Raw genomic sequence first — 18222 nt, forward strand, 5'->3', positions numbered from 1 at the left:
GGCGATCGGTTACAGCGATCGGCTACAATTGGCGGGTGAAGAGACACCCCGCTCTACCCACCTCAGGTCCTGGCACTCGCTGATGGTCCTTCCCGTTATTGCGGTCATCGCCGGTCTGGTCCTGCTGACCTGGAGTGCCGACCGCTTCGTGTTCGGTGCCTCGGCGTTCGCGCGCAGCGTGGGCGTGAGTGCGCTGCTGGTCGGGCTGACCATTGTCGCCTTCGGTACCTCGGCCCCGGAGATCGTCGTGTCCGTACTGGCGACGCTGCAGGGCAACCCGGGCCTCGCGGTGGGTAATGCGATCGGCTCGAACATCGCGAATATCGGGCTGGTGCTGGCGATGGCGGCGCTGGTGGCGCCGCTCGTTATCGGGCACGGCCTGGTGCGCCGCGAGCTACCGATCCTGATGGGGGTGAGTCTGGCTGTCCTGTTTCTGCTGCTGGACGGCGAGCTGGGCCGCCTGGAGGGCGGGCTTCTGATTTCGGGGTTGCTGCTGGTGACCGCCTGGGTGATCCATATCGCGCGGCGTGCGCAGGCGCTGGATCCGGCCGAGGCGCCTGAAGAGGTGCGTGGCATGGTCGAGGCCATCCCGGCGACCACCTCTACCGGTCGCGCCCTGGGCTGGCTGGGGCTTGGTTTGGCGCTGCTGATTGCCAGCAGCCAGCTGGTGGTCTGGGGCGCGGTGGGGATTGCGGAGCAACTGGGCATCAGTGACCTGGTGATTGGCCTGACCATCGTGGCCATCGGGACTAGCCTGCCGGAACTGGCGACTTCCCTGGTGGCGGCCTTTCGCCGCGAGGCGGGATTGGCGATCGGCAACGTGATCGGTTCCAATCTGTTCAACCTGCTGGCCGTGCTGGCAGTCCCCGCGCTGATTGCGCCGCTGGCGATCGAGCCCGAGGTGCTGGTCCGCGACTACCCGGTGATGCTCGGCATGACCGCCACGCTGTTCGTCTTTGCCCTGGCGCGAGGCAGCCAGCTGCGGCGCTGGCAGGGGGGGCTTCTGCTCGTGGTGTTCGCGGGCTACCTTGTCCATCTCGGAATGACGGCAACCGCATGAATTTCAATCCTGATACCACTCGCAAGCTGGCCCTGGCGGTCCTGAACGATGAGGCCGAGGCCGTGCGTCGACTGGCCGACCGCGTGGACGATGCGTTCCTGGAGGCCTGTCGCCACATCCTCGAATGCCGCGGCCGGGTCGTGGTGACCGGCATGGGCAAGTCCGGCCATATCGGCTCCAAGCTGGCGGCCACCCTGGCCTCCACCGGGACCCCGGCGTTTTTCGTCCACCCCGGCGAGGCCAGCCACGGCGATCTTGGCATGATTACCCGTGACGACGTGGTGATCGCCCTGTCCAATTCCGGCGAGACCGACGAGCTGCTGACCATCCTGCCGTTGATCCGGCGGCTGGACGTACCGCTCATCGCGCTGACCGGCAATCCCGGGTCGCGGCTGGGGCAGGATGCCACCGTGCACCTGGATGTCTCGGTCGAGCGCGAGGCTTGCCCGCTGGGCCTGGCCCCGACCTCCAGCACCACGGCCGCGCTGGCGATGAGCGATGCCCTGGCGGTCGCGGTGCTGGATGCGCGCGGCTTTACCGCCGACGATTTTGCCCGCTCGCATCCCGGCGGCCGACTGGGGCGGCGGTTGCTGGTCCATGTCGCGGACATCATGCATACCGGTGACGCGATCCCGCGCGTGGGTCCCGAGGCCCCGCTGAAGGACGCCCTGTTCGAGATTACGCGCAAGGGGCTGGGGCTGGTGATCGTCGCCGATCCCGAGGCGCATATCCTCGGTGTGTTTACCGATGGCGACCTCCGGCGCACGCTGGATCGTGGCGAAAGCCTGGAGGCGCTGACCATCGGCCAGGTGATGACGCGTGGCGGGCATGCCGCCCGTCCGCAGTGGCTGGCCGTAGAGGCGCTGGAGACCATGGAGAGCAAGCGGATCAATGCCCTGCCGGTGGTGGATGACGACCAGAGGCTGGTCGGGGTGCTGAACATGCACGACCTGCTGCGCGCGGGGGTGGCCTGATGGACCGTCACGACGAGGCCCTGCACAGCCGCCAGGCGGCGGTGCGTCTGCTGATCCTGGATGTCGACGGCGTGCTGACCGATGGCAGCCTGTTCATGGGAGATGCCGGCGAGCAGTACAAGGCCTTTCATTCGCGCGACGGGCACGGCATCCGTCTGGCATTGGACGGAGGGCTGGAGGTCGCGATCCTGACCGGACGCACCTCCGGGGTGGTCGAGCACCGCATGCGGGACCTCGGTGTGCAGCATCTGGTGCAGGGGCGGCGCGACAAGGGGGCCGCACTGCACGAGTTGCTGGAGCAGAGCGGCCATGCGCCCGACGAGGCCGCCTTCGTGGGCGACGACATCGTTGATCTGCCAGCGATGCGCCGTGTGGGGCTCGGCATCGCGGTGGCGGATTCCCACCCGTTGGTATTGCAGCATGCACATTGGGTTACGCAGGCCCCCGGCGGTCGCGGCGCGGTGCGCGAGGTCTGCGAGGGCCTGCTGGCGGCCCAGGGGCGGCTGGAGGCCCTGTTCGCGGAGTATGTCGACGGATGAAGTGGGTGGCCGGACCGGTGGCGCTGATCCTGTTGCCAATGGCGGCGCTGGTGGCCGGCGCTGTTGCCAGCGAGCACGAGCCGGAGGGCGAGGTGACGCTGGAGATCGAGGGCTTCACGCTGCACGCGACTGGCGAGGACGGCGAGTTGAGTCACCGCCTGCGCGGGACGCGGCTGCGCGAGTTTGGCCGTGACGGCCCTCAACTGATCGACGACCCCGACCTGGATATCTTTGACGCCGGCGGTATCGAATGGCACTGGACTGCGCCCGAGGCGCTGCACCGACCGATGGACGAGATCCTGGACCTGATCGGCCCCACGCGGGGGGTGCAGCCCGAGCGTGGCGAGCGCGTGCGCACGGTGATTGAATCCGCCGATGTGACGGTGGCGACCGACACCATGATCGCCACCTCCGATGCCCCGTCGACGCTGGAGCAGCCTGGCCTTTTCCAGCGGGGAACGGGTCTGCGCGTCGACTCGCGAGGGGATACCATAGAGCTGTTCCATGACGTGTACACGCTCTACAGCGAGTCGGGCGAGGAGGAAGCCGCAAATGACTGAACGTGGTGGGTCGTCGCTCGCCCGGGCCGGATGGTCCGTGCTGCTGGGCAGTGCCTTGTTGCTGCTGGCCGCGCCGGTCATTGCCCAGCAGCAGCCCCTGCCGGTGGAGATTACCGCCGATCGTGCGGAGATGGACGACCGGCGGGGCGTAAGCACTTATACCGGTGATGTGGTGGTGATTCGCGGGGACATGACACTGGAGGCCGACAAGGTCTATGTGCGCAGCCGCGATCGACGCCCTTACGAGATGGAGGCCCACGGCGAGCCCGCGCGGCTGGAGTCCCCGGACCCGGAGACGGGCGAGATGCGCATCGCCACCGCGCTGCGCATCGACTACCTGCTGAACGAGGACCGGGTGATCCTGACCGACCAGGCGCATGTGATCACGGCAGCCGAGGAAGCGCGCGGCAAGCGCATCGTCTACGACCTGGAGACGGATGTGATCGAGGCCGAGCGTGGCGAGGCCGATGACGAGCGTGTACGTATCAGGATCCAGCCCCGCGAAGACGACGAATGAACGAGCTCGACACCAGCGCGCCCGCCGCGGCCGGTGGCGAATCTGCGCCGATGGCCGGCTATCTGACCGGCCGCGAGCTGACCAAGCGCTATGGCAAGCGTACGGTGCTGGATCGTGTCGACGTCGATCTGGCACCAGGGGAGGTCGTGGGCCTGCTGGGACCGAACGGCGCAGGCAAGACCACCTGTTTCTACAGCCTGGTCGGCCTGATCCGGCCCAATCGTGGCCGCATCACGCTGGGTGACCGGGACATCACCCGGGCCCCGATTCATTCGCGGGCCCGAGCCGGGCTGGGCTACCTGCCGCAGGAGGCCTCGATCTTCCGTCGGCTGAGTGTTTGGGACAACCTGCAGGCGGTGCTGGAGCTGCGCTCGGAGCTCGACCGCCACGAGCGACGCCGCATCGGCGATGCCCTGATCGAGGAGTTCCAGCTGGAGACCGTGCGCCACAGCCCTGGGATTGCCCTGTCCGGGGGCGAGCGTCGTCGCGCCGAGATCGCGCGGGCACTGGCCGGTGACCCGCGCTTTATCTGCCTGGACGAACCGTTTGCCGGCGTGGATCCGATTTCCGTGGGTGATATCCAGGCCGTGATTGGGCATCTGGCCCAGCGCGGGATCGGTGTGCTGATTTCCGACCACAACGTGCGCGAGACCCTCGGAATCTGCGACAGGGCCTATATTCTTAGTGAGGGCCGCATCCTGAGCGCCGGGACCCCGCAGGAGCTGCTGGACGACCCCCAGGTGCGCCGCGTGTATCTCGGAGAAAACTTTCGACTGTGAACATTGATCAGTGTTTCCTTAAGATGATCTTGATGGTCACCATGGACCTCAAACCGCGATGCTGAAGCCCGGGCTTAATCTGCAGCTGGGGCAGACGCTGACGATGACCCCGCAGCTGCAACAGGCGATCCGTCTGCTGCAGCTTTCCACGCTGGAGTTGCAGGCGGAGATCCAGCAGGCGCTGGAAAGCAACCCCATGCTCGAGCAGGTGGAGGACGAGGGCGAGGAGGCCCCGCCCGAGCGCCCGGAGGAAGGGGGCGAACGGGTCGACGGGGATCGCATGCAGGCCGACACGGCTGGCGATGACGTGATCCCCGAGGAGTTGAGCACCGACAGTCGCTGGGACGACATCTACGAGCCCGCCCCGAGCCCACGCGGCCTGGACGACCGCGACCCGCTGGAGAATACCTCCGACGGCGAGGACGAGGGCCTGCAGGACCACCTGCTCTGGCAGCTGCATCTGAGCCACCTGACCCCACGAGACCAACGGATCGGGGCGGCGCTGATCGACGCGATCAGCCCGGACGGCTATCTGGACAGTGAACTCGAGGCGCTGGCGGAGATGATCAGCCAGGGCGAAGACGAGCCCGTGGGGGTCGACGAGGTCGAGGCGGTGCTGCACTGGATTCAGCAGTGCGACCCGCTGGGCGTCGGTGCGCGGGACCTGCGCGAGTGCCTGGAGATCCAGCTGCGCCATTTGGCGCCGGATGCCCCGGCGCGTGACGCGGCTCGAGCCATCCTGGAAAACGGCATGGAGAGCCTGGCCAAGCGGGACTACCGAGCCCTGCAGCGCCAGTCCGGCGTGCGCGACCCGGACGAGCTGGCGCGGGCGCTGGACCTGATCCGCACCCTGAATCCGCGGCCCGGTGCCCAGATCAGCGAGTCCACTTCGGAATATGTGGTGCCGGATGTCTATGTCCGCCATGACCGCGATGGCTGGCGCGTGGACTTGAACCCGGAGATTGCGCCGCGCATTCGCATCAACGATCTCTATGCGGGCATGGTGCGGCAGGTCTCCGATGCGCGTGATAGCGCGTTTATGCGCGATCAGTTGCAGGAGGCGCGCTGGTTCCTGAAGAGCCTGCACAGCCGGAACGACACCCTGCTGCGGGTCGCCCAGGCCATCGTCGTGCGCCAGCAGGGGTTTCTCGAGCATGGTGAGGTTGCCATGCAACCGCTGATCCTGCGCGATATCGCCGAGACCCTGGAGATGCACGAATCGACCATCTCGAGGGTGACTACACAGAAATACATGCACACCCCGCGTGGGGTATTCGAGTTCAAGTACTTCTTTTCCAGTCATGTTGGCACAGCCGATGGCGGCGAATGCTCGGCGACCGCGATCCGTGCCATGATTCGGGAATTGATTGGTGGCGAGACCCCGAACAAGCCACTGAGTGATGCAAAACTGGCCCAGATCCTGTCGGATCGGGGCATTAATGTGGCCCGACGCACCGTGGCCAAGTACCGCGAGGCTATGCACATACCGTCTTCCAGCGAACGCCGGCAGATGGCGAGTATGCCCAGTGGAACCAAGCAAAAAGGAGCCTGACCATGCAGATCAACCTGACCGGCCATCACGTCGATATCACCGACGCCCTGCGCGACTACGTGAACGAAAAGTTCGCGAAGCTGGAACGCCACTTCGACAAAGTGATCGACGTGCATGTGGTGCTGACCCACGAGAAAAACCAGAACCTGAACAACAAGGCGGAGGCCAATCTCCAGGTCAGCGGCAATCACATCCACGCCGAAGCCAGTCACGAGGATATGTATGCGGCGATTGATGGCCTGATCGACAAGGTGGATCGTCAGCTGATCAAGCACAAGGAAAAGGTCAAGGACCATCACCGCGCCGAGGGTGCCCAGCGCAACCGCGAACAGGCCCTTTAACGCAATGACCATTGCCGAGCTGATCACCCGCGCCCGTATCCGGCTGGAGCCCGAGTGTTCCAGCCAGAAACGGGCGCTCGAGACCCTGGCCGAGTTGCTGGCCGTCGGCGGCGAGGAGTCCGCCGGCCCGGCCAGCGGGGCCATCTTCGAGGCCCTGTCTGCCCGCGAGAAGCTTGGCTCCACCGGTCTGGGGCATGGCGTGGCCATCCCGCATGGGCGTCTGGCCGAGCTCGATGCCCCCCGGGTCGCGGTCCTGCGGCTGGACCAGGGGGTCGACTTCGACGCCATGGACCACGAACCCGTGGACATCCTGATCGCACTGCTGGTGCCCGAGGCGGCGACCAGCGCGCACCTGGACCTGCTGGCGCAGCTGGCTCGCGGTCTCTCGCAGCCCGACAATATCGCCTCGCTGCGCCGTGCCGGCGACGCGGACGCCCTGGAACGCGAACTGACCCGGGCCTTCGGCGACGCCTGAACATGGCTCTCCCGGCAGTACTTTCTCTCTTACGACGCCCCGTGCCAGCACTGCCGGAGATTCGTGCATGAACGAGGCACTGGGAGAGGGCGGCATCGCGCGCGACATCACCGTAGAGGTCCTGATCCAGGCGATGGGCAATCGCCTGGATCTGCGCTACGTACACGGCGAGCAGGTCGCACCGGATCGCAACCTGGTCGGCGGTGACGGCGACGACCTGCCCCTCGCCGGGCACCTCAACCTGATCCGGCCTAACCGTATCCAGGTGATCGGCGATTTCGAGGCGCGCTATATCGCGCGGCTGAGCGATGATCAGCGCGAGCAACTGATCCTGGAGATGGCCCGCACCGGGACGACCGCGGTGATCTTCGCCGAGGACACCTGCCCGTTCTCGGAGATGCCGGACGTCCCCGATGAGCAGCTGCCGCTGATCTTGTGCTCCTCGACCAGCAGCCACGAGATTATCTCCCTGCTGCGCTATTTCCTGCAGCAGCGGCTGGCCCATTTCGAGGTGCGCCATGGCGTGTTCATGGAGATCCTCGGCATTGGCGTGCTGATCAGCGGGGCCTCCAGCGTGGGCAAGAGCGAGGTGGCGCTCGAGCTGATCTCGCGCGGGCACCGGCTGATTGCCGACGATGCGCCGGAGTTCGCCCGTATCGCCCCGGATATCGTGCGTGGGCACTGCCCGGCCCTGCTGCAGGACCTGCTCGAGGTCCGCGGCCTGGGGGTGCTGAACGTCCGCGCGATGTACGGGGACTCCGCGATCAAGGGCGGCAAATACCTGCGGCTGATCATCGACTTGCGTGATCACAACGAGCCCTCGCCGGTGCCGGACGACCGCCTGAACGGCCGCCGCGGGGAGATCGACATCCTCGGACTGCGCATCCCGCTGATCAGCCTGCCGGTCGCGCCGGGGCGCAACATCGCCGTGATGATCGAGGCGGCGGTACGCAACCACATGCTGCACATGCAGGGCTACGTTGCCGGGGACGACCTGCGCGCGCGCCAGCGCCGGCAGATGAGCGGTGAGCCCGAGGAGCCGCCCTACCATCGTGCGATCCCCGCCACCACGGTCCCCAACCCGGACCCGGAGGGCTGAATGCGACTGTTGCTGGTCAGTGGTCTGTCGGGTTCCGGCAAGACGGTCGCCCTGCACACCCTGGAGGACGCCGGCTATTTCTGCGTCGACAATCTTCCCCTGCCGCTACTGCCCGGACTGATCGAACAGGTCCGCAGTGGTGACTACGACGCGGACGAAGACCGGCATCTGGCAGTCGGGGTGGATGTCCGCAGCGGGCTGGCGGCGCTGGAGGGCTTTGCCGACCTGCTGCGCGAACTCAGGGGCAAGGGGCTGCAGGTCGAGGTGATGTTCCTGCAGGCCTCCAGCGAGGTTCTGCTGCGCCGTTACCACCTGACACGCCGGCGACACCCGTTGGCGCGCGACGGCGTCCCGCTGGTCGATGCGATCGAGCGCGAGCGCGACTGGCTCGGGCATGTCGCGGCCGAGGCCGATCTGACCGTTGATACCTCCCGGTTGTCCATGCACGACCTCGCGCGCACCCTGCGCGACCGTGTCGGGCTGCTGGGCGAGGAGCGCCTGTCGCTGCTGTTTCAGTCATTCGGGTTCAAGCACGGGGCACCGCTGGACTCCGACTTCGTGTTCGACGTGCGCTGCCTGCCCAACCCGCACTACGAGCGCGATCTCGCGCCCTTGACCGGACGCGACGCCGCGGTTTGCGAGTTTCTCGCGGGCCACGCCGAGGTCGAAGAGATGTACGACGGGATCCAGGGATTCCTCGAGCAATGGGTTCCGCGTATTCGTCAGGATCACCGCAGCTATGTGACCGTATCGATCGGATGTACCGGCGGTCGCCACCGTTCGGTTTATCTCGTGGAGCGGCTGGCGGCTGCCTGGCGCGGGCGCGAACATGTTACTGTTAGCACCCGTCACCGCGAGCTATCCCTGCCCCTCGAATCGGAGTGAGTCCATGGGCGTTGGTCTGATCTTGATCACGCATCAAAACCTCGGCGACACCCTGCTGCAAACGGCCCGCAGCATGCTGGGCGACCTGCCCGAGGATTGCGAGTCCATGGCGATGTCGCAGAATGACGACCCCGACGAGGTGCTGGCGCGGGCGCGGGCGCGCCTCGGAGAGCTGGATTCCGGCTCCGGTGTGCTCATTCTGACCGACATGTTCGGTTCTACCCCCTCTAATGTGGCCAGCCGCGTGGCGCGGGGGGCGAACGCTCGCGTCATCGCCGGGATCAACCTGCCGATGCTGATCCGTGTGCTGAACTACCGCCATCTGCCACTGACGGAACTGGTCAACAAGGCCCTGTCCGGCGGGCACGATGGCATCCTTCTTTGTGACCAGGAGTGTTCGGATGCCGCAGCGCGAAGTCCCCATCGTTAATCGTCTGGGGATGCATGCGCGTGCGGCGGCCAAGTTTGTGAGTCTGGCCAGTCAGTACGCGTCCGATGTGACCGTCTCCCGGAACGCCCAGGAAGTGAACGGCAAGAGCATCATGGGGGTGATGATGCTGGCGGCGGCGCAGGGCTCCGAGGTCACCATTACCACCGACGGCGAGGATGCCGAAGAGGCCCTCGACGCCCTCACCGAACTCGTCGCCAACCGCTTCGGCGAGGACGCCTAGCCCCCTCCATCCTCCACGCCTGTTCGAGGCCCAGCCTCGGGAATCAGGCTTCAGCCGGATAGGGCGTTGCGCAGGGCCGCAAGGAATGCGTCGTTTTCGTCGGGGCGGCCGACGGTGACGCGCAGGCAGTCGGCGAGCAGGGGATGGGCCCGCCCGACATCCTTGATCAGGATCCCGGCGTCGCGCAGGGCCGCGAAGCTCGCATGCCCCTGTCCCTCGCGCACTCGAAAGAGGATGAAATTCGCCTGGCTCGGGAACACGTGTTCGACGCCGTCGTTTGCCGCGAGTGCGTCGGACAAACGCCCGCGTTCCTCGATGATGCCGCGTGCCTGATCATCCAGTGCCTCGCGGTGGTCCAGGGCGAAGGCGACCGAGCGCTGGGTCAGTGTGTTGATGTTGTACGGCAGGCGCAGCCGGTCCAGCGCATCGATCCAGCCCGCGGAGGCGGCAAGATAGCCCAGCCGCGCGCCGGCCAGCCCCAGCTTCGATACCGTGCGCATCACCATCAGTCCGTCGTGCTGGCCGACCTCCGGCAGAAAGCTGTGGGCGGCGAACGGGGCATAGGCCTCGTCGACCACGGTGACGCCGGGGTTGGCCTCGACGATCGCCTGCACCGCGGCCGCGTCGTCCAGGGTCCCGGTCGGGTTGTTCGGGTAGGCCAGGAAGACGACCGCCGGGTTGTGCTCGGACAGGGCGGCATGCATCGCGTCGAGGTCCAGGGTGAAATCGCGGTTCAGCGGGACGCCGATGAACGGCACGCCCATTGCCCGGGCCAGCACGCCGTACATCACGAAGGTCGGCTCGGGCGCGAGGACCGGACGGCCGGAGGCGGCGACCGCCATAATCAGGATCTGGATCAGCTCGTCGGAGCCGTTGCCGAACAGCAGTCCGGCCGCTTCGGGCACGCCGTGGGCCGCGCGCACCTTTTTCTCCAGCTCGCGTGCCCCGGCATCCGGGTAGCGGTTCAGTTGCGGCTCGCGCAGGGCGTCCAGCCAGGCGTTTTCCAGCGCGCCAGGCCAGGGATGCGGGTTCTCCATCGCGTCCAGCTTGATCAGACCCGTGGCATCGGCCACCTGATAGGCCGGCTGCGCCAGCACTTCCGGGCGCATCAGGGCGTCCGGGCTGCGGCTTTCGTGCGGCAGGCTCATTGCCCGCCGCGCAGTTCGGCGGAGCGAGCGTGGGCGGTAAGCCCCTCGCCGTGCGCGAGGGCGGCGGCGGTCTGGCCGAGCTTCGCCGCGCCTTCGGCCGAACAGTGGATGATGCTCGAGCGCTTCTGGAAGTCGTACACCCCCAGCGGCGAGGAGAAGCGTGCGGTGCGCGAGGTTGGCAGCACATGGTTGGGCCCGGCGCAGTAATCGCCCAGGGCTTCGGAGGTGTAGCGCCCCATGAAGATCGCGCCGGCGTGGCGCAGGCCGGCGTCCAGCATGGCCTGCGGGTCGGCCACGGACAGCTCCAGGTGTTCCGGGGCGATGCGGTTGGCGACGGCGATGGCCTCGGAGGAGTCGCGTACCTTCACCAGTGCCCCGCGCTTGTCGAGGCTGGTGCGGATGATCTCGGCGCGTGGCATTTCGGCCAGCAGGCGGTCCATCGCCTCGGCCACGCGGTCGAGAAAGGCCTCGTCCCAGGACAGCAGGATGGACTGGGCCTGTTCGTCATGTTCGGCCTGCGAGAACAGGTCGGCCGCGATCCAGTCCGGGTCCGTTTCACCGTCACAGACCACCAGGATCTCCGAGGGGCCGGCGATCATGTCGATCCCGACCGTGCCGAACACCTCGCGCTTGGCCGCCGCGACGAAAATGTTGCCGGGGCCGACGATCTTGTCCACCGCCGGGATGGTCTGGGTGCCGTAGGCCAGCGCGGCCACCGCCTGGGCGCCGCCGATGGTGTAGACGCGATCGACGCCCGCCACCGCGGCGGCGGCCAGCACCAGATCGTTCAGCTCGCCGCCCGGGGCGGGCACAACCATTACCAGCAGTTCCACACCGGCGACCTTCGCCGGTATCGCGTTCATCAGCACGGAGGAGGGGTAGGCCGCTTTGCCGCCGGGCACATACAGGCCAACGGAATCCAGCGCGGTTACGCGCTGGCCGAGCACCGTTCCGTCTTCGTCGGTGAAGTCCCAGTCCTGCATCTTCTGGTGTTCGGCGTACTGGCGGATGCGCGTGGCGGCGGTCTCCAGCGCCTGGCGCTGCTCCGCCGGGATGGATTCCAGCGCGGCCTGCAGGCGCTCCCGCGGGATCTCCAGGTCGGCGACCGCGCTGCGATCGAGGCGATCGAACTTGGCGGTGTAGCGCAGAACGGCCGCGTCCCCCTCCGTGCGCACCGCGGCGAGGATCTCGTCCACCGCATCACGTACGCCGGTGTCGGCGACGGACTCCCAGGACAGCAGGTGCTCCAGGGCCTGATCGAAGTCGGGCTGCTGGGTATCGAGTCGGGCAATGGAGGGCATGGTCGGGGTCCTCTCTAGGCAGGCACGGCAGCTTTGCGGCGCGCGCGCACGGCGTCCGCCAGCAGTTTCAGGCTGGTCTCGGTCTCGTCCCAGCCCATGCAGGCATCGGTGATGCTCTGGCCGTAGGTCAGCGGCTTGCCGGGCAGGATGTCCTGGCGGCCACCGACCAGATGGCTCTCGAGCATCGCGCCCATGATGCGGCGATCCCCGCCAGCGATCTGTTCGGCCAGCGAGCGGGCCACGTCCACCTGACGCTTCGGATCCTTGCGACTGTTGGCATGACTGCAGTCGACCATCACCTGTTCCGGCAGCTCGGCCATGCGCAGCTCCTTGCAGGCCTGTTCGATGCTCTCGGCATCGTAGTTCGGCTGCTTGCCGCCGCGCAGGATGATGTGGCAGTCGTCGTTGCCGGTGGTCGAGAAGATCGCCGAGCGCCCGGCCTTGGTTACCGAGAGGAAGTGGTGCGGTCGCGACGCGGAGCGGATTGCGTCGATCGCCACCCGCAGGCTGCCATCGGTGGAATTCTTGAAGCCCACCGGGCAGGACAGCCCGGAGGCCAGTTCGCGGTGCACCTGGCTCTCGGTGGTGCGCGCGCCGATCGCGCCCCAGGCGACCAGGTCCGCGATGTACTGCGGGCTGATCAGGTCGAGGTATTCGGTGGCGGCCGGCATGCCCTTGATCGCCAGATCACGCAGCAGCCCGCGCGCGACGCGCAGGCCCTTGTTGATGTGGAAGCTGCCGTCCAGGTCCGGGTCGTTGATCAGACCCTTCCAGCCGACCGTGGTACGCGGCTTCTCGAAGTACACCCGCATCACGATGTGCAGGGCGTCGGAGAGTTCGTCGCGCAGGCCCTTGAGGCGGTCGGCGTACTCCAGCGCTGCATCGACATCGTGAATCGAGCAGGGCCCGACGATCACCTGCATGCGGTCGTCCTCGCCATGCAGGATGCGGTGGCAGGCCTGGCGTGCCGCGAATACGGTCTCGGAGGCCGCGTCGGTGATGGGCAGTTCCTCGCGCAGGGTGTCCGGGGCGGACACTTCCTGGATGTCGCGAATTCTCAGGTCGTCGGTATCGGCGGTCATGATGCTCTCGTTACGTCGTCGCGGGCGTGACGGCCTCGCGCAGGCCCTCGATCAGATTTTGAATGGTTCTATGTCGCATCTTCATGGCTGCCTGGTTCACGATCAACCGGGAACTGATGGGGGTAATCAGTTCCAGCGGCTCCAGGCCATTGGCCTTGAGCGTGTTGCCGGTGTCGACCAGGTCCACGATGTAGTCGGCCAGATCGACCAGCGGCGCCAGTTCCATCGAGCCGTAGAGCTTGATGATCTCCACCTGGCGGCCCTGCTGGGCGAAGTAGTTCTGGGTGATGTTCACGAATTTGGTGGCGATGCGCAGACGCTGCTGCGGGTCCGGCTGCTGGCCCGGGCGTCCGGCCAGCATCAGCCGGCATGCGGCAATGCGCAGATCCAGCGGTTCGTAGAGTCCCGCCGCGCCGTGCTCCATCAGCACGTCCTTGCCGGCCACGCCGATGGCCGCCGCGCCATGCTGCACATAGGTGGGGACGTCGGTTGCCCGCACCACCACGATCTTCACGTCCTCACGGTTGGTGTCGAGGATCAGCTTGCGCGTCTTGTCCGGGTCCTCCAGGAGTTCGATCCCGGCGCTGGCCAGCAGCGGCAGGGTGTCCTTGAGGATGCGTCCCTTGGACAGGGCGATGGTCAGGGCGTTGGGATCCATCATGTCGGGTGTCGGTCTGTCTCGCGTTTGTGTCGGATCAGACGGGCTCGCGGCGGATGCCCGCGCCGATCTGGCTCAGTTTTTCCTCGATGCATTCGTAGCCGCGGTCGATGTGGTAGATGCGGTCGACCGCGGTCTCGCCCTCGGCCACCAGGCCGGCGATGATCAGGCTGGCCGAGGCGCGCAGGTCGGTCGCCATCACAGGGGCACCCACCAGCTGCTCCACGCCCTTGACGATGGCCGTGTTGCCCTCAATGGTGATGTCCGCCCCCATGCGCTGCAGTTCCAGCGCATGCATGAAGCGGTTCTCGAATACCGTTTCCACCACCGACCCGGTGCCCTCGGCCACCGTGTTCAGGGTCATCATCTGGGCCTGCATGTCGGTGGGGAAGGCCGGGAAGGGCGCGGTGCGCAGGTTGATCGCCTTCGGACGGCGTCCTTCCATGTCCAGTTCGATCCAGTCCGGGCCGGTCTCGATGCGTGCGCCGGCCTCGACCAGCTTGGCCAGCACCGCATCCAGCAGCTCCGGGCGGGTATTGCGACAGCGCACGCGCCCGCGGGTCACCGCCGCCGCGACCAGGAAGGTGCCGGTCTCGATGCGGTCCGGCATTACGTCGTATTCGCAGGCCTGCAGGTTCTCGACACCCTGCACGCGGATGGTGTCGGTCCCGGCACCCTGGATCTTGGCCCCCATGGCCGCCAGGCAATCCGCCAGGTCGACGACCTCCGGCTCGCGTGCGGCGTTCTCGATCAGCGTCTCGCCTTCGGCCAGGGTGGCGGCCATCAGCAGGTTCTCGGTCCCGGTGACCGTGACCTGGTCGAACACGACGCGCGCACCCTTCAGACGCTTGGCGCGGGCGTGGATGTAGCCCCCCTCGACGTCGATCTCCGCACCCAGTGCCTCCAGTCCACGCAGGTGCAGGTTGACCGGGCGCGAACCGATCGCGCAGCCACCCGGAAGCGAGACCTCGGCCTCGCCGAAGCGGGCGAGCAGGGGACCCAGCACCAGGATGGAGGCGCGCATGGTCTTGACCAGGTCATACGGGGCCACGCACTGGGTCAGGGTGGTCGGGTCGACCTCGATGCGCATGCGCTCGTTGACCGTGAGGCTTACGCCCATGCGGCCGAGGAGTTCCATGGTGGTGGTCACGTCCTGCAGGTGCGGGACGTTGCCAATGGTCATCGGTCCGTCCGCCAGCAAGGTGGCGGACAGGATGGGGAGCACCGCGTTCTTGGCCCCGGAGATCCAGACCTGCCCCTCCAGGCGGCGGCCTCCGGTGATGATCAGCTTGTCCATGGAAAGCCCGGGTCGGTCGCGGGGTCCAGCATGGCCCAGCGAAACACGCCATGATAACGAATCTGCCCGCTGCGCGCGCGTTTCCGGTCGCGGGGCGGGCGTCAGGCCGCGTCGGTCTGCCCTGCGGGAACCGAATCGGCAATCACCGATTGCAGGTCGTAGAGTTCAACGAGGGGTACCAGGCCCTGCGGGATGGAGTGGAAACCCAGCTCTCCACCCTGTTCGTGCACACGGCGCCAGAGGGTGACCAGCAGCGCCACGCCCGCCGAGTCGATGCGGGTCACCTCCCCGAGATCCACCCGCGTGCGAGCGGGCAGCCCCGCAAGCAGCGCGCGAATGCGGGACTCGAGGCCCGGAACCGTGGCAAACGTCAGCGTGCCGGAGAGAGCGAGCCCCTCCGGTGTTGCGTGCAGGCGGGCGTCAGCCATCGTTGTTGCTGGTTTCGTCGGCGATGCCTTCCATCGCGTCATCGACGAGCTCGCGGTCGCCGTCCTCGAGGCGTTCGATCAGCGCGTCGAGGCCGTTGCGGTTGATCTCCTCGTTGAAGCGGTTGCGGAAGTTGCCGACAAAACTGAGGCCCTCGGCCTCGACGTCGAAGACCTTCCACTCCCCGTTCACCGGGCGCAGGCGGTAGTTCACCTGGAGGTTCGACTGGCCGGAGCCCATGACGATCTCGGTGGCCACCACGGCCATGCGGTCGTCCTGGCGCGAACGGCGCTCGATCACGCGGATTTCTTTGTCCAGATGGTCCGCCAGCTGCACACCGTAGGCCTGCAGCAGCGTGTTCTTGAAGGCCTCGGTAAAGCGTTCGCGCTGCTCGCTGGAGGCGTCGCGCCAGTGCCGGGCCAGCACCAGCCGGGACATGCCTTCGACATCCACGCCGGGCAGGATCTTGTCTTCGATCACGCCGATCACGAAATCCGGGTCTTCCTGGGCACGGTCCTCGTTCGCCCGGAGCTTTTCGTAGACCTCGTCGATGGACTGCTTGATGATCTCGGTGGGGTTGTCCGCCTGCGCGGCACCCGGGAGGGCCAGCAGCAGGAGCAGCCAGAGCGGCGCCGGCAGCGCCCAGAATCGCAATGTCTTCATCGTGTCGTCCCCGGTTCGGGTTTAGTCGCTACCCATATTGGTCATGAAACGGCCAATCAGGTTCTCCAGGACCAGCGCCGATTGCGTGAACATCACCTCGTCGCCGTCCTGCAGGGTGTCGTAGTCGCCGCCAGGCTCCAGGGCGATGTACTGCTCGCCCAGGAGCCCCGCCGTATGGATCGCGGCCTGCGTGTCCATGGGCAGGTAGTCATGCTCGGCGCGGATTGCCAGCGTGACCTCGGCGCGGAACTGCTCCGGATCATAGCGAATCTCCGCGACGCGCCCGATGCGCACGCCCGAGACCGTGACCGGCGCGCGTGTCTTGAGCCCGCCAATGTTGTCGAAGTAGGCCGTCACCGTGTAGGTGTCCCGGTCGTGGTAATCGGTCACGTTGCTCACCTGGATCGCCAGGTAGAACAGTGCCGCCACACCCAGCAGCACAAACACGCCGACCGCCAGTTCGAAGAAACGTACCTTCATTGTTGCCACCTGCCTAGGAAAACACTGGTTGGTCAGCCCGTGCCGAACATCAGCCCGGTCAGGATGAAATCGAGGCCCAGCACCGCCAGCGAGGAGACCACTACCGTCTGGGTCGTCGCGCGCGAGATGCCCTCGGAGGTCGGCATCGCGTTGAAGCCCTGGAATACCGCAATCCAGGTCACCACGAAGCCGAACACAATGCTCTTGATCACGCCGGAGAGTACGTCCTCGTTCCAGTCGGTCACCGACTGCATCTGCGAGAAGTACGCGCCGCTGTCCACGCCCAGCATGCCCACGCCCACGATGTAACCGCCCATTACGCCCACCGCACTGAAGATCGCGGCCAGCAGCGGCATGGAGAGGAATCCGGCCACGAAGCGCGGGGCGAAGATGCGGCGATAGGGGTTCACCGCCATCATCTCCATCGCCGAGAGCTGCTCGGTCGTCTTCATCAGGCCCAGCTCGGCCGTTAGAGCGGAGCCCGCGCGGCCGGCGAACAGCAGCGCGGTCACCACCGGACCCAGCTCGCGCACCAGCGACAGGGCGACCACGCCGCCCAGGGCCTCTGCGGCACCGAAGTTCACCAGGGTGATGTACCCCTGATAGCCCAGCACCATGCCGACGAACAGCCCGGAGACGATGATGATCAGCAGCGAGCGCACGCCCACCGAATAGATCTGCACCACCGTCAGGCCGAACCGCCGGATCACGATGTCGAGGCTGGCAAGCACCTGAAGCAGAAAGAGGAATGCTCGGCCGAAGACCACCAGGGCATTCAGGGAGCTGCGGCCCAGCGAGGCAATCGCGTCAATCATCGCGTCGCTCCCGCACCCCGAGCAGATCCTCGCGGTAGCTGTCGCCGGGATAATGAAACGGCACCGGGCCATCGGGGCGGCCCTCAAGGAACTGGGCGCTCCAGTCGGAGGCGCGGGCACGCAGGTCGTCCGGTGCCCCGGCATCCACCGCCCGGCCATCGGCAATCAGTACTACGTGATCGGAGATGGCCATGGCCTCGGTCACGTCGTGCGATACCAGTACGCTGGTCAGGCCCAGGCTCTGGTTGGTGCGCCGGATCAGGGTCACGATCTGGCCCATGGTGATCGGGTCCAGGCCGGTAAAGGGTTCGTCGTACATGATCAGGTCCGGATCCAGCGCGATCGCGCGCGCCAGCGCCACGCGCCGCGCCATGCCTCCGGACAGCGAGGCCGGGTCCAGGTCGCGCGCGGAACGCAGACCCACCGCCTCGAGCTTCAGCAGCACCAGGGTGCGCAGCACGTCCTCGGGGAGTTCGGTGTGCTCGCGCAGCGGGAAGGCGACATTCTCGAACACCGAGAGATCGGTCAGCAGGGCCCCGCTCTGGAACAGCATGCCCATGCGCTTGCGCAGGGCGTACAGGCGTCGGGTCGAGAGCCGTGCGACCTCCTGGCCGTCGACCCAGATACGGCCGCCGTCCGGGCGCAGCTGACCACCGATCAGGCGCAGCAGAGTCGTCTTGCCGCTGCCACTGGGGCCCATGACCGTGGTCACCTGCCCGCGCGGGATGCGCATGGACAGGTCCTCGAAGACCACCTTGCGCCCGCGCCGGAAGCGCAGGTTCTCGATGACGATATGCGGGCTGTCTTCGGCGACCGGCTCAGCCACGGGCACCTCTTGCCGTACGGCCAATGGGACTCGGGAGTCTGGCGCGGGAAGGGTGCCCGGTCAAACCGGTTTGG

The 18222-nt window shown here is 66.8% G+C and carries 23 protein-coding genes; 13 read left to right on the plus strand and 10 right to left on the minus strand.

Going from position 1 to position 18222, the window contains the following annotated elements; all coding sequences use genetic code 11:
- Positions 1-82 precede the first annotated feature (82 nt).
- The 13 genes from TK90_RS01775 (at position 83) to TK90_RS01835 (ending at position 9452) form a co-directional block, all read left to right on the plus strand.
- Entirely contained in the window at positions 83-1060 is a 978-nt protein-coding gene (locus TK90_RS01775) for a calcium/sodium antiporter (protein ID WP_012981777.1), read from the plus strand.
- Positions 1057-2034: a KpsF/GutQ family sugar-phosphate isomerase gene (locus TK90_RS01780; protein ID WP_012981778.1), complete on the plus strand. Its 978-nt coding sequence runs from the start codon at positions 1057-1059 to the stop codon at positions 2032-2034. The genes TK90_RS01775 and TK90_RS01780 overlap by 4 nt, the downstream gene beginning before the upstream one ends.
- Entirely contained in the window at positions 2034-2573 is a 540-nt protein-coding gene (kdsC, locus tag TK90_RS01785; protein WP_012981779.1) for a 3-deoxy-manno-octulosonate-8-phosphatase KdsC, read from the plus strand. Before TK90_RS01780 ends, kdsC begins: the two co-directional genes overlap by 1 nt.
- On the plus strand, positions 2570-3133 hold the full coding sequence (gene lptC, locus TK90_RS01790; RefSeq protein WP_012981780.1) for an LPS export ABC transporter periplasmic protein LptC: 564 nt from the start codon (positions 2570-2572) through the stop codon (positions 3131-3133). The genes kdsC and lptC overlap by 4 nt, the downstream gene beginning before the upstream one ends.
- Before the next feature lie 37 nt (positions 3134-3170).
- Positions 3171-3650, plus strand: coding sequence for a lipopolysaccharide transport periplasmic protein LptA (lptA, locus tag TK90_RS01795; RefSeq protein ID WP_018175359.1), 480 nt, complete (start codon positions 3171-3173; stop codon positions 3648-3650).
- Positions 3651-3700: 50 nt separating this feature from the next.
- On the plus strand, positions 3701-4429 hold the full coding sequence (gene lptB, locus TK90_RS01800; RefSeq protein WP_012981782.1) for an LPS export ABC transporter ATP-binding protein: 729 nt from the start codon (positions 3701-3703) through the stop codon (positions 4427-4429).
- A 58-nt stretch (positions 4430-4487) separates the two neighbouring features.
- A complete protein-coding gene (locus TK90_RS01805) occupies positions 4488-5981 on the plus strand; it encodes an RNA polymerase factor sigma-54 (RefSeq protein ID WP_012981783.1) in 1494 nt (497 codons plus the stop codon).
- 2 nt (positions 5982-5983) lie between these two features.
- Positions 5984-6322: a ribosome hibernation-promoting factor, HPF/YfiA family gene (gene hpf / locus TK90_RS01810; protein WP_012981784.1), complete on the plus strand. Its 339-nt coding sequence runs from the start codon at positions 5984-5986 to the stop codon at positions 6320-6322.
- A gap of 4 nt (positions 6323-6326) precedes the next feature.
- The gene (locus tag TK90_RS01815) at positions 6327-6797 is read left to right on the plus strand and encodes a PTS sugar transporter subunit IIA (protein ID WP_012981785.1); all 471 of its coding nucleotides are present in this window, start codon (positions 6327-6329) and stop codon (positions 6795-6797) included.
- A gap of 67 nt (positions 6798-6864) precedes the next feature.
- Positions 6865-7896, plus strand: a complete 1032-nt coding sequence (gene hprK / locus TK90_RS01820; protein ID WP_012981786.1) for an HPr(Ser) kinase/phosphatase — start codon at positions 6865-6867, stop codon at positions 7894-7896.
- Positions 7897-8781: an RNase adapter RapZ gene (rapZ, locus tag TK90_RS01825; protein ID WP_012981787.1), complete on the plus strand. Its 885-nt coding sequence runs from the start codon at positions 7897-7899 to the stop codon at positions 8779-8781.
- A 4-nt stretch (positions 8782-8785) separates the two neighbouring features.
- Positions 8786-9211 carry a PTS sugar transporter subunit IIA gene (locus tag TK90_RS01830; RefSeq protein ID WP_012981788.1) on the plus strand — a complete coding sequence of 142 codons (426 nt, stop codon included), beginning with the start codon at positions 8786-8788 and terminating at the stop codon, positions 9209-9211.
- Positions 9183-9452, plus strand: a complete 270-nt coding sequence (locus TK90_RS01835) for an HPr family phosphocarrier protein (protein WP_012981789.1) — start codon at positions 9183-9185, stop codon at positions 9450-9452. The genes TK90_RS01830 and TK90_RS01835 overlap by 29 nt, the downstream gene beginning before the upstream one ends.
- A gap of 50 nt (positions 9453-9502) precedes the next feature.
- Here TK90_RS01835 and hisC read toward each other — a convergent pair whose 3' ends face one another.
- From hisC to TK90_RS01885, 10 genes are all read right to left on the minus strand, one after another.
- Entirely contained in the window at positions 9503-10600 is a 1098-nt protein-coding gene (hisC, locus tag TK90_RS01840) for a histidinol-phosphate transaminase (RefSeq protein ID WP_012981790.1), read from the minus strand.
- Complete coding sequence (hisD, locus tag TK90_RS01845; RefSeq protein ID WP_012981791.1) at positions 10597-11901, minus strand: histidinol dehydrogenase; 1305 nt, start codon at positions 11899-11901, stop codon at positions 10597-10599. Before hisD ends, hisC begins: the two co-directional genes overlap by 4 nt.
- Positions 11902-11915: 14 nt before the next feature.
- Positions 11916-12983, minus strand: a complete 1068-nt coding sequence (locus tag TK90_RS01850; protein ID WP_012981792.1) for a 3-deoxy-7-phosphoheptulonate synthase — start codon at positions 12981-12983, stop codon at positions 11916-11918.
- Between the two features lie 10 nt (positions 12984-12993).
- A complete protein-coding gene (gene hisG / locus TK90_RS01855; protein ID WP_012981793.1) occupies positions 12994-13644 on the minus strand; it encodes an ATP phosphoribosyltransferase in 651 nt (216 codons plus the stop codon).
- Between the two features lie 34 nt (positions 13645-13678).
- On the minus strand, positions 13679-14938 hold the full coding sequence (murA, locus tag TK90_RS01860) for a UDP-N-acetylglucosamine 1-carboxyvinyltransferase (protein ID WP_012981794.1): 1260 nt from the start codon (positions 14936-14938) through the stop codon (positions 13679-13681).
- Positions 14939-15039: 101 nt separating this feature from the next.
- A complete protein-coding gene (locus tag TK90_RS01865; RefSeq protein ID WP_012981795.1) occupies positions 15040-15366 on the minus strand; it encodes a lipid asymmetry maintenance protein MlaB in 327 nt (108 codons plus the stop codon).
- Positions 15359-16027 (minus strand): phospholipid-binding protein MlaC, encoded by a 669-nt coding sequence (locus tag TK90_RS01870; protein WP_012981796.1) that lies wholly within the window; start codon positions 16025-16027, stop codon positions 15359-15361. The genes TK90_RS01865 and TK90_RS01870 overlap by 8 nt, the downstream gene beginning before the upstream one ends.
- Positions 16028-16048: 21 nt before the next feature.
- Complete coding sequence (mlaD, locus tag TK90_RS01875; RefSeq protein ID WP_012981797.1) at positions 16049-16507, minus strand: outer membrane lipid asymmetry maintenance protein MlaD; 459 nt, start codon at positions 16505-16507, stop codon at positions 16049-16051.
- 32 nt (positions 16508-16539) lie between these two features.
- Positions 16540-17322 (minus strand): lipid asymmetry maintenance ABC transporter permease subunit MlaE, encoded by a 783-nt coding sequence (gene mlaE / locus TK90_RS01880; protein ID WP_012981798.1) that lies wholly within the window; start codon positions 17320-17322, stop codon positions 16540-16542.
- Positions 17315-18148, minus strand: coding sequence for an ABC transporter ATP-binding protein (locus TK90_RS01885; RefSeq protein WP_012981799.1), 834 nt, complete (start codon positions 18146-18148; stop codon positions 17315-17317). Before TK90_RS01885 ends, mlaE begins: the two co-directional genes overlap by 8 nt.
- Positions 18149-18222 lie beyond the last annotated feature (74 nt).

Source organism: Thioalkalivibrio sp. K90mix, from assembly GCF_000025545.1.
GTDB lineage: Bacteria > Pseudomonadota > Gammaproteobacteria > Ectothiorhodospirales > Ectothiorhodospiraceae > Thioalkalivibrio.